This is a genomic window from Pelomonas sp. CA6, assembly GCF_022549225.1.
Taxonomy (GTDB): domain Bacteria; phylum Pseudomonadota; class Gammaproteobacteria; order Burkholderiales; family Burkholderiaceae_C; genus Roseateles.
The window spans coordinates 66316-79757 of record NZ_JAKZFD010000013.1; the positions used below are offsets into that span (position 1 = coordinate 66316).

Genomic DNA, 13442 nt, shown 5'->3' on the forward strand with positions numbered 1-13442 from the left:
ACAGGGCGGACACAGGGTCATGCAGCGTTGGCAGTTCTGGATAGACAGGGGCGGCACCTTCACCGATCTGGTGGGGCGCGATCCGCGGGGCGAACTTCACACACTGAAGCTGCTGTCGGACAACCCGGAGCATTACGCCGACGCGGCCGTGGAGGGCATGCGCCGGCTGCTCGGGCTGGGCCGCGGCGAACTCCTCACGCCCGACCGGGTCGAGTGCGTGAAGATGGGGACGACGGTGGCCACCAATGCGCTGCTGGAACGCAAGGGCGAGCCGCTCGCGCTCGTGACCACCCGCGGCCTGGGCGACGCGCTGCGCATTGCCTACCAGAACCGGCCGCGGCTGTTCGACCGCCATATCCAGCTGCCCGAGCAGCTCTACCAGGAGGTGCTGGAAGTCGACGAACGAGTGGGCGCGCAGGGCCAGGTCTTGCGCGCACTCGACCTGGCGGGCCTGCGCGCCGGCCTCATGCGGCTGCGCGAGCAAGGGCTACGCGCCTGCGCCATCGTCTTCATGCACGGTTGGCGCCATCCGGCGCACGAGGCGGCGGCGGCGGCGCTGGCACGGGAGCTGGGCTTCGCGCAGGTCTCGGTTTCGCACGAGGTCAGCCCGCTGATCAAGTACGTGGCGCGCGGCGACACCACGGTGGTCGACGCCTACCTGTCGCCCATCCTGCGCCGCTATGTGGAGCAGGTGGCGGCGCAGATGCCGGGCGTGCCGCTGCTGTTCATGCAATCCAGCGGCGGCCTCACGGACGCCGGGCGCTTCCAGGGCAAGGACGCCATCCTGTCTGGGCCGGCTGGCGGCATCGTCGGCATGGTGCGCACGGCACAGGCGGCCGGGCACCAGCGCCTGATCGGCTTCGACATGGGCGGCACCTCCACCGATGTCTCCCACTTTGCCGGCGAGTTCGAACGCGCTTTCGAAACCCAGGTGGCCGGCGTGCGGGTGCGCGCGCCGATGATGAGCATCCACACCGTGGCCGCCGGCGGCGGCTCGGTTGTCCATTTCGATGGCAGCCGGTTGCGCGTCGGTCCGCACAGCGCCGGAGCCAACCCCGGGCCGGCCTGCTACCGCCGCGGTGGCCCGCTGACCGTGACCGACGCCAACGTGATGCTGGGCCGCATCCAGCCCGGGCGCTTCCCCCAGGTCTTCGGCCCGAAGGCCGACCAGCCGCTGGACGCCGAGCGGGTGCGCGAGGCCTTCGCGGAGCTGGCCCTGCAGGTGAGCGAGGCCAGCGGCCGGCGCCTGGACGCCGAGGCGGTCGCGGCGGGCGCGCTGCAGATCGCCGTGGCTCACATGGCGAATGCGGTGAAGAAGATCTCGGTGGCGCGTGGCTACGACGTCAGCGGCTACACGCTGCAGTGCTTTGGCGGCGCCGGCGGCCAGCATGCCTGCCTGGTCGCCGACCAGCTGGGCATGCGCCGCGTCTTCATCCATCCGCTGGCCGGGGTGTTGTCCGCCTATGGCATGGGCCTGGCCGACCAGAACGCGATGCGCGAGCAGTCGCTGGAGCGGCCGCTGGACCCGCAAGGCCTGCGGGAGGCGCGGGCGCTGCTGGACCAGCTGGGCGAGTCCGCCTGCGCGGAACTGGCGGCCCAGGGCCTGGCACGCACGGCGCTGCAGCTGCGCCGCAGCCTGCGGCTGCGCTACCAGGGCACGGACACGGCGCTGGCCGTGCCCTGGGCCGACGAGGCGGACGAGGCCTTGCGGGGGCAGGTCTTGCGCGAGGCCTTCGAGCGGGCCTACCGTCAGCGCTTCGCGTTGCTGATGCCCGGTCGGCCGCTGGTGATCGAGGCCGTCGCGGTGGAGGCGCTGATGCCGGGCGCGCCCTTGCCGGCGGCTGTCCTCGGGGAGGGGGGCGAGGCGTCCGCCGCGGCGGGCGAGCCGGTGCGGCTGTACTGCCTGGCCGACGCCGAGCCCGCCGGCTGGCGCGCCGCGCAGCTCTTCGCCCGCGAGGCGCTGCGGCCCGGGCAGTGCATCCCCGGGCCGGCGGTGATCAGCGAGCGCAACGCGACCACGGTGGTGGAGCCCGGCTGGGAGGCGCGGCTGCGGCCCGACGGCGCGCTGGAACTGGCGCGCGTGCGGTCGCGCGAGCACGCGCAGGCGCTGGGCACCGAGGCCGATCCGGTGCAGCTGGAGGTGTTCAACAACCTGTTCATGAACATCGCCGAGCAGATGGGGCTGAGGCTGCAGAACACGGCCCATTCGGTCAACATCAAGGAGCGCCTGGACTTCTCCTGCGCGCTGTTCGACGGCGACGGCCAGCTGATCGCGAACGCGCCGCACATGCCGGTGCACCTGGGCTCGATGAGCGAGGCGATCAAGACCGTGATGCAGCGCAACCCGCGGATGCGTCGCGGCGACGTCTACGCGCTGAACGATCCCTACCACGGCGGCACCCACCTGCCGGACGTGACCGTGGTGACGCCGGTCTGGCTGGAGGCCGAGGGGCCGGCGAGGCCGGACTTCTACGTGGCCTCGCGCGGCCACCATGCCGACATCGGCGGCATCACGCCGGGGTCCATGCCGCCGTTCTCCTCCCGCATCGACGAGGAAGGTGTGCTGCTGGACAACGTTCTCGTGGCCCGCGAGGGCCGCCTGCGCGAGGCCGAGCTGCTGGCCGTGCTGGAAGGTCGCGAGCCGCCCAACCGCTGGCCGGCGCGCAATCCGGCGCAGAACCTGGCCGATCTGCGCGCGCAGATCGCGGCCAACGAGAAGGGCCAGCAGGAGCTGCAGGCCATGGTCGCCCAGTTCGGCCGCGACACGGTGGTCGCCTACATGCGCCATGTGCAGGACAACGCGGAGGCGGCGGTGCGCCGGGCGATCGCGCGGCTGACGGACGGCCGCTTCGCGCTGCGCCTGGACAATGGCGCCGAGATCCGCGTCGAGGTCCGCGTGGACACCGAGGCACGCCGCGCCCGCATCGACTTCAGTGGCAGCAGCGCGCAGTTGGACAACAACTTCAACGCGCCGCGCGCCGTCACCGTGGCCGCCGTGCTCTATGTGTTCCGCACCCTGGTCGACGACGAGATTCCGCTCAATGCCGGCTGCCTGAAACCGCTGGAGATCGTCGTGCCCGAGGGCTGCATGCTCAACCCGCGCGCGCCCGCGGCGGTCGTGGCGGGCAATGTGGAAACCTCCAGCTGCGTGACCAACGCGCTCTATGGCGCGCTGGGCGTGATGGCCGCCAGCCCCTGCACGATGAACAACTTCACCTTCGGCAATGCGCGCCACCAGTACTACGAGACCCTGTCCGGCGGCAGCGGTGCGGGCCCGGGCTTCGACGGCACGGACGTGGTCCAGACGCATATGACCAATTCGCGGCTGACCGACCCCGAGGTGCTGGAGCAGCGCTTCCCGGTCTGGGTCGAGCAGCACCGCATCCGGCCGGGCTCCGGCGGCGCCGGGCGCTGGCAGGGCGGCCGGGGCGCGGTGCGCCGCATCCGCTTCCTGGAGGCGATGACGGCGTCCATCCTCAGCAACGGGCGCCAGCAGGGGGCGTTCGGCATGGCCGGCGGCGGCGCCGGCGCGCCGGGGCTGAACCGCGTGCTGCGCGCCGACGGACGCGAGGAGCGGCTGGGCCACATCGGCAGCGTGGAGATGGCGCCGGGCGATGCCTTCGAGATCCAGACGCCGGGCGGCGGCGGCTATGGCGCGCCGGAGCCCGCCGCGTCCTCCAGCCGCGCGGAGGACGCGCGATGAACACCCTGCTGCTGACCGGCTTCGAGCCCTTTGGTGGCGAGACCTTGAACCCCTCGTGGCAGGTCGCGCGGGCCCTGGAGGGCTGCGTGCTGGACGCTGGCGACGGGCGCCTGGCCCGCGTGAGCGCGCGCGAACTGCCCTGCGTGTTCGGTGACGCGCTGCGGACGCTGGAGCGTGCGCTGCAGGACCTGCGGCCAACCCTGGTGCTGGCGCTGGGCCAGGCGGGCGGGCGCTGCGATCTGTCGCTGGAGCGGGTGGCGATCAACATAGACGATGCCCGCATCCCCGACAACGCCGGCGCCCAGCCGGTCGACGAACCGGTGGTGCCGGGCGGTCCGGCGGCCTACTTCAGCACCTTGCCGATCAAGGCCATGGTCCACGCGCTGCGCGAGGCCGGGCTGCCGGCCTCGGTGTCGCAGACCGCGGGCACCTTTGTCTGTAACCATGTCTTCTACGGCCTGCAGCACCGACTCGACGGGCAGGGCTGCGGCAGCGGCTTCATGCACATCCCCTACCTGCCCGAACAGGCCGCGCAGCACCCCGGCTCGCCCAGCCTGCCGCTGGCCACGCTGGTGGACGGCGTGCGCCTGGCGCTGCAGGTGGCCTGGGAACGCCATGGTCGCCATCAGGCCGACCTGCGCGAGGGGGGCGGGGCGCTGGACTGACGGGCTTTCACCGTGGCGCGGCGCCGGAGCGGCCCCGGAATCGGGCACGGGGCGTGGCGGGCGCCGTCTCAGGGCTTGACGCCGAAGCGGGTGCTGAGCCCGTTGCCCAGGCCGTCCGCCTCCCGGTTGCCGGAACTCAAATAGAGTTTGTTGCCGTCGACCAGATAGGCCATCAGGGTTTTGGCGCCAGGCGTCGGAATCGTGCCGCGAAGCTGGCCCTTGCGCAGGGTGAAGGATTCACAGCTGACTTCCACGACCTTGGCGCTGACCTTCTTGCCGCTGCTGAGGGTATAGGTCTTGGTTTTCCCGAGGTCACGCATTTCACCGGTGACCGTCATGTCGGTGCTGATCTTGCCGGCATCGCATTGGCGGCCTCCCGGGTCGGTCGCCGGGCTGGCATAGCTGCGCGCCTGGATGCTGACCTTGGCCCGGTCCGCGCCCACCAGCTCGGTGATGGTGACCGCGCCGTCGTCCGAGACATTCGTGTCGAGGCTCTGATACCCCGAACAGGCCACGGTATAGGTGCCCAGCATGGGCTTGAACACGTTGGCGCTGGTGTCGCCGCTGCCCTCGTCGGAGCCGCCACAGGCCGCCAGCGCGGCGCCCAGAAAGGTGATGACAGCGAAATTCGAATATTGTTTCATGCGCGTTCCCCTTTGATTTGAATATTGATTCAGCGCAATCTCGCAGGGTATGTGTGCGAATTTATTCATTTTCTACTTGCACATATCTCGAGAAGGCGGCGAACTCTATCAAGCGGAATGCCGGGGCTTGTGAGTAATATCATTCTTCTTGTGGATGTATTCGAAGGTCGGTACCTTGAATTTCCTGTCGAAAGGAAGGCGGGAACGGAGGTCGTGACGCGATCGGGAGGGCGGCGCGCAAATGAAAACACCCGGCTGGGCCGGGTGTCGGAGTGGGCGCGGCAGGGCCGCGTCGGCCGGGGCCTTATTCGCGCGGCTTGAAGCTGATCACCAGCAGCGGCGGCACGCGGCCGTCGACGTCGCGCGGCAGCACCTCGGTCTTGTCAATGGCGCGCAGCACCGCGTTGTTCCAGTCGTTGTCGGGGCTGGGCTTGAGCAGGCGGCGGCCAATGATGCTGCCGTCCGGCGCCGCGCGCACTTCCACCTCGGCCTCGGGGTTGGCCGCGCCACCCGGGTCGCTGTAGATGATGTTGGGCTTGATGCGCGCCTTGATGCGGCCGGCATAGCTGGACGAGGGACCGGCGCTCTTCGCGGCGGTGCCGGTCGCGGTGGCGCCGCCGGTGCCACCAGCCATGCCCTGGATGCGCTTCAGGTTCTCCTGGCGCAGCGCCTCGCGCTGGGCCTCGGCGCGGGCGTCGGCGTCCTTCTTGGCCTTGTCGGCCTTCTCGCGGGCGAGCTTTTCCTTGCGCTCGGCGTCCTTCTTCTCAGCGTCCCTGCGCTCGGCTTCCTTCTTCTCGGCCTCTTTTTTCTCGGCTTCCTTGCGCTGGGCCTCCTTCTTGTCGGCCTCGCGCTTCTTCTGCAATTCCTTGCGCTCGCGTTCTTCCTGGGCCTCTTTTTCTTCCTTGAGCTTCTTGGCCTTGGCGATGGCGATCTCGGCCTCGCGCTGCTGCTGCTGGGCCTTGAGCTCCTGCGGATCGGGCTGGGGCGGCGGGGTCTTCGCTGGCTTGGCCGGCGGCTCGGGCTCGGGTTCGGGCTCCGGCGGGGCCTGGGCGCGCGGAGCCGCGGCGACCGGCACGGCGGCCCACAACTCCGCTTCCAGTGCCGGCACGGGCCGGGTGCGCCATTGCACGCCCAGGCTGAGCGCGCCGACCAGCAGCAGGTGAGCCAGCAGCGCAAAGCCGATGCCGCGGCCCAGCCCGCGCTCGGGCGGCGGACGCAAGGGATCGGCGGTGGTGGAAGAAACCAGCGAGCTCATGGCGCTTGGAAAGGGCAAATCGGGGCGGGCGAGGTCGATGCGAGGGGCAAGGCGGGGCTCAAGGCTGGGCCGGGGCGTTCTTCACTGCCAGGCCGACGCGTTGCACGCCGGCGCGCTGCAAAACGTCCATCGCGTTGACGACCGCCTCGTACTTGACCTTGCGGTCCGCCGAGATCACGACGGGCGTGTCGGCGGCGTCGCCCTGGGCGTCCTTGACGCGCTGGGCCAGCAGCTTGAGGGTGACCGACTGCGGCTCGCCGCCGTCGAGCTTGATCTGCATGCTCTCGTCGCTGCCGACGATGACCTGGATGACCTGCTTGGGCTGCTGGCGGCTCTGGCCCACGCTGGGCAGGTCCACGACCCCGGTGGTGATCAGCGGCGCGCTGACCATGAAGATGATCAACAGCACCAGCATCACGTCGATGAAGGGCACCATGTTGATCTCGTTGATGGTGCGGCGGCGTCCGCGGCCGCGGGAGGCGAGGGCTGCCATCGCGCGCTCCTAGCTTCTCAACGCGCGGCGGCCGGCGCCGGCTGGCCGGCGTTGCGCTGCAGGATGTTGGAGAACTCTTCGATGAAGGTCTCCAGCGTGATCGCGCTGCGGTCGATCTGGCGCGCGAAGCGGTTGTAGGCCAGCACCGCGGGGATGGCCGCGAACAGGCCGATCGCGGTGGCCACCAGCGCTTCGGCGATGCCCGGCGCCACGGTGGCCAGCGTCACCTGCTGCAGGTTGGACAGGCCCACGAAGGCGTGCATGATGCCCCAGATGGTGCCGAACAGGCCCACGTAGGGCGAGATGGAGCCCACCGAGGCAAGGAAGGACAGGTGCGACTCCATCGCGTCCAACTCGCGCTGGAAGCTGGCGCGCATCGCACGGCGCGCGCCGTCCAGCAGGCTGCTCGATTCGGTGACGCGGCGCTCGCGCAGTTTCAGGAACTCGCGCATGCCGGACGCGAAGATGCGCTCCAGCGGCGCTGCGTCGCTGCGGTTGCTGACCGAGGCATAGAGCTCGTTGAGGTTCTTGCCGGACCAGAACTCCTGCTCGAAGGCCTCGTTGCGTGACTGCACCTTGGACAGCGCGAAGAACTTGTTGAAGATCACGCTCCAGCTGGCCAGCGACATCAGCAGCAGCGCGGCGATCACCAGCTGCACCGTGAGGCTGGCATGGGCGATCAGAGAGACGATGGAGAGGTCTTGGTTCATGGACGGGCCAAGGTCAGAGAAACGGAATGGACAGGGATCAGGCGGACAGGGTCTGCAGGATAGCCTCGGGGATGCGTGCCGGCCGGAAGTCCTCGGCGCCCACGCAGCCTATGCGGATCTCGCCCTCGGTCAGCAGCGTGTCGCCGCGCCAGGCCTGCTGGGCGATGTTGAGGCTGGCGCGTCCGATCTGCAGCGGCTGCACGGTGATGCGCAGCCAGTCGTCCAGCCGCGCCGGGCGCAGATAGCGCAGGCGCGTCTCGCCGACGACGAACATCAGCCCCTGCTCGCGGCGCAGGCGCTCCTGCTCGAAACCGAGCTGGCGCAGCCATTCGGTGCGCGCGCGCTCGAGGAACTTCAGGTAGTTGGCGTAGAACACGACGCCGCCGGCATCGGTGTCTTCCCAGTACACCCTACAGGGCCAAATGAAGTCAGTCACTTGCGAAGAATTTCCTCAAAAATCAATAACTTGTCTTTGCTCTATGTGACTCTGCTTTGCTTCATTTGGCACACTCGCTTTGCCGTTAGTGTGCCCAAGCGCGAAAGTTGCGATGGGAACCGTTTTTCCTTGTGTGCCAAGTGGCGATGGAGTGGCGTGAGCGGTGAACGTGCATTGAGCAGCAGTATGCTAGGGAAGTATCACGTGCTGTCGAAACCCATCGACCATCGGGCCCGAATAAACGTGTTCGCTACCTGATGCTGCGGCCCGGAAATTGTGGTACTGACAAAGCCACTGCACCTTCTCAAGGACGCTCGGCGTTGAGTTCGCTATCTTGTAGGCCTGAATGGCGTCGAGATGCGGCTTCAATGTGGCCGAGTGAAGGTAGTCCAAAAACGTGAAGTTGTCCCGATCGGTCAGCAGCAAGGAGTGAGCCTCCGCTGCCAACTCCGCCGTAGTTGCTGGGTCATGGAAGTACCAATCAAGCAGATCGGCCGCCACCAGAATTCGAGGAAATCGAGCCTGGTCCCGTTCAAGGACGTACGCCCTGATCAGAGCTTCAGAGAAGACTAGCGATTCATCTGCAAAGTGCTTCCCAAACGCAACGCCGCCTCTGACAAGGACACCTCCTTCGATGAACAGTCTCTGAAGCTCAACGACGGACTTGAGCAGGTTCGCTACCTTGGCGCTCTCAAGTGGTGCCGTTATGGTGATGGAGTCCGAGAAGGCCCGCACGTCCAAATCAGGCGACGCTTCCCGAACGCGCGCAAGTACGGCACTCAGCCTTGGCAAATGGACCGGTGCGATGCTTTTTGCATCGGATTCAACAAACGCTGAGAAACCGAGTACGTCGATGAAAGCAACTGCCCCGTAGGACCATTCAATACTCATTTTCTTCTACGCTAGAGCAAGTTTGGCGAGTGCGAAGAAGCGTTGTTTAAATTCTTCCATTGCTGCCACTCGCTGGTCCCAAACATTCCCTTGCCAATCAGTGTCTTCCTTGGTTAATTTCCAAATTGGCTTGCTGTTTGATAGCATCATTGGAGCAAGGCTGGCAAAGTCATGAATCTCCGCGCATACCGGTTCCGTTAGGCAGTGTTTGGAAACTCCGTCACTTCCCGCTGCTGAAATTAAGGAAGGAATGAGTTCTTCGATTGCGCGGGTTCTTACTCGATCAATCCATACCTTGAAGCCGGCCTTTGCCATGCCTTTATGGCGTTGGAATCGCTGCATGACGATTCCAGAAAGTATCGGAGCCTTCGTAGGTACGTTCAGCGATAGCTTCTGAAAATCAGGAACGATCTGCATGTGCTCAAGAATCCACTGCCTGAGGATTTGGCTGAGTGAACCCATAGCTTGGTAGTTGAACCGGTCAGGCGCGACTGGAACAAGAAATCTGTCGCACGACAGAAAAAATGAGCGCGTAAGAGCTGCTGCACTAGGGCCAACGTCAATCAGAATGACATCAAACTTGTGCAGGTCACCTAGCCGACGAAGCATGTCGTGAACCGCGACATATGTGCGCTTCTGATGCATATCCGATGTGGAGCGCTGGCTGTATGCATACGACAGGCGATCTTCGGCTTCGCTTAACCCAATATCACCTCGAAAAATGAACAACGGCAAGTTGTCGTCGAATTGGGTGAGTTTGATTGCTTCGACATCGACGTTGCCGCGCTCACCTTCCAGTCGAGGCCACAGGGCTTCCTTGACGGATGTTCCGGGCAATACAGTTGCTTCTCCGCCTTCTTCCTGTTCGTCGAGGGCGTCAATAACCTTTGCTAGGCACAATTCAGTCAAATTGCACTGTGGATCAGCGTCCACTACCAGAACCCTCATGTCCATGGACTCCGCAAATGCGTAGGCCAAGTGGTATGTCGTCGTCGTTTTTGAGACGCCGCCCTTATGGTTGTAGAGGGTAATGATTTGAGTCATGGTGTGTCTGCCGGGAATTCGGGCAGCAATGTACTACGCGATCCGGTTAGTGGCGCAACTCAGAACGCCGATGCCATCCGTGTGTTGTGGTTTCACAATGTATGACTGTGCCATGAATGTGCCAAAGCGAAACGCTACTAATGTAGCGTGTATCCCAGGAGACGGCCTCTTTCCATAGTCATTTGACGCACCGCGACCGCGAATTCCAGGAAACTACACTGGCAGCTGTGCACTCCCAGTAGACGCGCAGCTCGTGCTGGAAGACCGCCGCCGTCATGCGCGCAGCTCCTGGAGCCGCGCCGCCATGCGCGCCAGCGCCTCGCGCAGGTCTTCGTCGGCGCTGGCGAAGGACAGGCGCAGGAAGCGCTCGCCGAAGGCCGGGCCGAAATCGCGTCCGGGGGTGAGTGCGACCTGGGCGCTCTGCATCAGGTCCATGCACAGCGCCCAGCTGCCCATCCCGGCGGGCAGCCCGGCGCGCGACAGATCGGCCCAGGCATAGAAAGCGCCATCGGGCTCGACCGGCACCTCCAGCCCCATCGCGCGCAGCGCCGGCACGACGAAGTCGCGGCGCGCGCGCAGCTGAGCCTTGCGGCGCTCGTATTCAGCGATGGACTCGGGCTCGAAGCAGGCCAGCGCCGCCTGTTGCGCGATCGTGGAAGGGCAGATGTAGAGGTTCTGCGCCAGCTTCTCCACCGGCGCCACCAGGGCCTGCGGCAGCACCAGCCAGCCCAGGCGCCAGCCGGTCATGCCGAAGTACTTCGAGAAGCTGTTGATGGAGACCACGTCCTCGCCGGCCCCGGCATCCAGGCCCAGCGCGCTGTGGCCGAAGCGTTCGTCATAGCCCAGCGACTGGTAGATCTCGTCGACGATGGTGACGCCGCCGCGCGCCTTCACGAAGGCGCGCAGGCGCGCCAGCTCGTCGGGCGCGATGGAGGTGCCGGTGGGGTTGCTGGGCGAGGCCAGCAGCACGCCGCGGCTGCGTTCGTTCCAGTGCTGCTCCAGCTGCGCCAGGCTGAGCTGGAAGCGCTGCTCGGGCCCGCAAGGCAGGAGCCGGGGCAGGGCGTCGACCGCGGCGACGAAGTGCCTGTTGCAGGGGTAGCAGGGGTCGGGCATCAGCACCTCGTCCCCGGCCTGGAACAGAGCCAGGCAGGCCAGCTGCAGCGCCGCCGACGCACCGGCGGTGACGACGATGCGCTGCGGCGCGATGTCCAGGCCCTGGGTCTGGCGGTACCACTGCGAGAGCTTGTCGCGCAGCGCCGGCAGGCCGGTCGCCGCGGTGTAGGGCACGCGGCCCTGCTCGACACAGGCCGCCGCGGCGCGCAGCACCGAGGGGCTGGCGCCGAAGTCGGGCTCGCCGATGTTCAGATAAATCATGCGCCGGCCGCCCTGGGCCGGGTCGCACAGCGCCGAGCGGGCGATCTCGTCGGCCCGCTTGGCGCACTCCATCACATAGAAGGGCTCGATCCGAGCCAGGCGATCCGCGACTCGCATGCGACCGGGGCGCGCTGTCTCAGCGGCCGCCGCGCGCGGCCGCCACTTCGACCGGGCGCAGGTCGGCGGCGGCACGGTCCAGCACGCCGTTGACGTACTTGTGGCCGTCGGTGCCGCCAAAGGACTTGGCCAGCTCCACCGCCTCGTTGATCGCGACCTTGTAGGGGATGTCGATGCAGTGCTTCAGCTCGTAGGCGCCGATCATCAGGATGGCGTGTTCGATCGGCGAGAGCTCGGTGGTCTTGCGGTCCGCATGGCGGGCCAGCACGCTGTCCAGGTCGGCCGCCTCGTCGATCGCGCCATGCAGCAGCGCGTCGTAGTGGGCGCGGTCGCACTTGTCGAAGCCGGCCTGCTCGCGCATGTGGGCATCCACGGCGCCGGCGTCCTCGCCGGTGAGCAGCCATTGGTACAGGCCTTGCAGCGCGGCCTCGCGGGCACGGCGGCGTGCCGATCGGGCCGGCGCTTTCTTGGCGGGCGCCTTGGCGCCGGCCGTCTTGGGGGTCTTGTCGGGAGTCGTCACTTCAGTTCTTTCAGCAGCTGGGCCATTTCCACCGCCACCTGGGCGGCGTCGCGGCCCTTGTCCTCGGCACGGGCCCAGGCCTGGGCGTCGTTCTCGACGGTCAGGATGGCATTGGCGATGGGCAGGCCGTGGTCCAGCGCGAGCCGGGTCACGCCGGCCCCGCTTTCGTTGGCGACCAGTTCGAAGTGATAGGTCTCGCCGCGGATGATGCAGCCCAGTGCGACCAGCGCGTCGTAGCGGCGGCTCTGCGCCATGGCCTGCAGTGCGACAGGCACTTCCAGCGCGCCGGGCACGGTGACGTGGCGGATCTGTGCCGCGTCCACGCCCAGGCGGCCCAGCTCGGCCAGGCAGGCCGAGGCCAGCGCGCCGGTCAGCTCGGCATTGAAACGGGCCTGCACGATGCCGATGCGCAGCCCCTGGCCGTTCATCGCGATGCCCTGACCCTTGTCAGCTCCTTGCATGAGGACTCCTTGTCAGACCTGGGCGGCCTGGAAGCCGGTGACTTCCAGACCGTAGCCGGTCATGCTGGGCATGCGCCTGGGGCTGCCCAACAGTTTCATCTTCTGGATGCCCAGTTCGCGCAGGATCTGCGCGCCCACGCCGTAGGTGCGCAGGTCCATCGCGGTCGCCGCGCCGCCGCCACCTTCGCGGGCGGGCTGCAGGCGATCCAGCAGGGCCTCGGTGTCCTCGCCGCAGTTGAGCAGGACCGCCGCGCCGGCGCCGCTGGCCTGCAGCGCCGCGAGGGCTTGCGGCAGCGGCCAGGAATGGCCGCAGCGGCCCGCGTCCAGCAGGTCCAGCGCGGAGAAGGGCTCGTGCACGCGCACCAGCACCTCGTCGCCCGGGCCCCACTGGCCGTGGGTCAGTGCCATGTGCACGGCGCCGGTGCGGTCGCGGAACACCTGGCAGTCGAACTCGCCCTGGGCCGTCTGCATGGGGCGGTGCGCGATGCGCTGCACCAGCGATTCATTGCGGCTGCGGTACTCGATCAGGTCGGCGATGGTGCCGATCTTGATGCCGTGCTGCTCGGCGAAGACTTCCAGGTCGGGCAGCCGGGCCATGCTGCCATCGTCGTTCATGATCTCGCAGATGACGGATGCGGGCGTCAGCCCGGCCATGCGCGAGAGGTCGCAGCCGGCCTCGGTATGGCCGGCGCGCATCAGCACGCCGCCGTCCTGGGCCTGGAGCGGGAAGATGTGGCCGGGCTGGACCAGGTCGCTGGCCTTGGCGCCCTTGGCGACGGCCGCCTGCACGGTGCGCGCGCGGTCGGCCGCCGAAATGCCGGTGGACACGCCGGTAGCGGCCTCGATGGACACCGTGAAGGCCGTGCCGTGCTTGGTGCCGTTGCGGCTGACCATGGGCGGCAGCTGCAGCTGTTCGCAGCGCTCGCGGGTCAGGGTGAGGCAGATCAGGCCGCGGCCGTACTTGGCCATGAAATTGATCGCCTCGGGGCTGACGTGGTCGGCCGCGAGGACCAGGTCGCCCTCGTTTTCGCGATCTTCCTCGTCGACCAGAATGACCATGCGGCCAGCCGCCAGCTCGGCGACCAGCTCAGGGATGGGAGAGATAGGCATAGGGCGGGATTGTAGGCGG

General features: G+C 67.3%; 13 protein-coding genes. 2 read left to right on the top strand and 11 right to left on the bottom strand.

Annotated features, from left to right (window positions below; translation table 11 throughout):
• Nucleotides 1–19: 19 nt before the first annotated feature.
• Together LZ017_RS19470 and pcp are read left to right on the top strand one after the other, a co-directional pair.
• Nucleotides 20–3703 (top strand): hydantoinase B/oxoprolinase family protein, encoded by a 3684-nt coding sequence (locus tag LZ017_RS19470; RefSeq protein WP_241398576.1) that lies wholly within the window; start codon nucleotides 20–22, stop codon nucleotides 3701–3703.
• The gene (gene pcp, locus LZ017_RS19475) at nucleotides 3700–4368 is read left to right on the top strand and encodes a pyroglutamyl-peptidase I (protein WP_241398577.1); all 669 of its coding nucleotides are present in this window, start codon (nucleotides 3700–3702) and stop codon (nucleotides 4366–4368) included. The genes LZ017_RS19470 and pcp overlap by 4 nt, the downstream gene beginning before the upstream one ends.
• A 68-nt stretch (nucleotides 4369–4436) precedes the next feature.
• Here the strand turns inward: pcp and LZ017_RS19480 are convergent, their stop codons facing one another.
• The 11 genes from LZ017_RS19480 to ribBA all read right to left on the bottom strand — a co-directional run bounded on the left by LZ017_RS19480 (nucleotide 4437) and on the right by ribBA (nucleotide 13423).
• On the bottom strand, nucleotides 4437–5081 hold the full coding sequence (locus LZ017_RS19480) for a hypothetical protein (protein ID WP_241398578.1): 645 nt from the start codon (nucleotides 5079–5081) through the stop codon (nucleotides 4437–4439).
• Between the two features lie 235 nt (nucleotides 5082–5316).
• Nucleotides 5317–6267, bottom strand: coding sequence for a cell envelope integrity protein TolA (gene tolA, locus LZ017_RS19485; RefSeq protein WP_241398579.1), 951 nt, complete (start codon nucleotides 6265–6267; stop codon nucleotides 5317–5319).
• 58 nt (nucleotides 6268–6325) lie between these two features.
• Entirely contained in the window at nucleotides 6326–6760 is a 435-nt protein-coding gene (locus tag LZ017_RS19490) for an ExbD/TolR family protein (protein ID WP_241398580.1), read from the bottom strand.
• A gap of 17 nt (nucleotides 6761–6777) precedes the next feature.
• A complete protein-coding gene (gene tolQ, locus LZ017_RS19495) occupies nucleotides 6778–7470 on the bottom strand; it encodes a protein TolQ (protein WP_241398581.1) in 693 nt (230 codons plus the stop codon).
• Nucleotides 7471–7507: 37 nt separating this feature from the next.
• Entirely contained in the window at nucleotides 7508–7906 is a 399-nt protein-coding gene (gene ybgC, locus LZ017_RS19500) for a tol-pal system-associated acyl-CoA thioesterase (protein WP_241398582.1), read from the bottom strand.
• A 189-nt stretch (nucleotides 7907–8095) separates the two neighbouring features.
• Complete coding sequence (locus tag LZ017_RS19505) at nucleotides 8096–8797, bottom strand: hypothetical protein (protein ID WP_241398583.1); 702 nt, start codon at nucleotides 8795–8797, stop codon at nucleotides 8096–8098.
• Between the two features lie 6 nt (nucleotides 8798–8803).
• Nucleotides 8804–9841: a ParA family protein gene (locus LZ017_RS19510; protein ID WP_241398584.1), complete on the bottom strand. Its 1038-nt coding sequence runs from the start codon at nucleotides 9839–9841 to the stop codon at nucleotides 8804–8806.
• A gap of 273 nt (nucleotides 9842–10114) precedes the next feature.
• Nucleotides 10115–11332 carry a pyridoxal phosphate-dependent aminotransferase gene (locus LZ017_RS19515; RefSeq protein WP_241398585.1) on the bottom strand — a complete coding sequence of 406 codons (1218 nt, stop codon included), beginning with the start codon at nucleotides 11330–11332 and terminating at the stop codon, nucleotides 10115–10117.
• A gap of 19 nt (nucleotides 11333–11351) precedes the next feature.
• Nucleotides 11352–11852 (bottom strand): transcription antitermination factor NusB, encoded by a 501-nt coding sequence (gene nusB, locus LZ017_RS19520; protein WP_241398586.1) that lies wholly within the window; start codon nucleotides 11850–11852, stop codon nucleotides 11352–11354.
• On the bottom strand, nucleotides 11849–12313 hold the full coding sequence (gene ribH / locus LZ017_RS19525) for a 6,7-dimethyl-8-ribityllumazine synthase (RefSeq protein ID WP_241398588.1): 465 nt from the start codon (nucleotides 12311–12313) through the stop codon (nucleotides 11849–11851). The genes nusB and ribH overlap by 4 nt, the downstream gene beginning before the upstream one ends.
• Nucleotides 12314–12325: 12 nt before the next feature.
• Nucleotides 12326–13423 (bottom strand): bifunctional 3,4-dihydroxy-2-butanone-4-phosphate synthase/GTP cyclohydrolase II, encoded by a 1098-nt coding sequence (gene ribBA / locus LZ017_RS19530; protein WP_241398590.1) that lies wholly within the window; start codon nucleotides 13421–13423, stop codon nucleotides 12326–12328.
• Nucleotides 13424–13442: the final 19 nt, after the last annotated feature.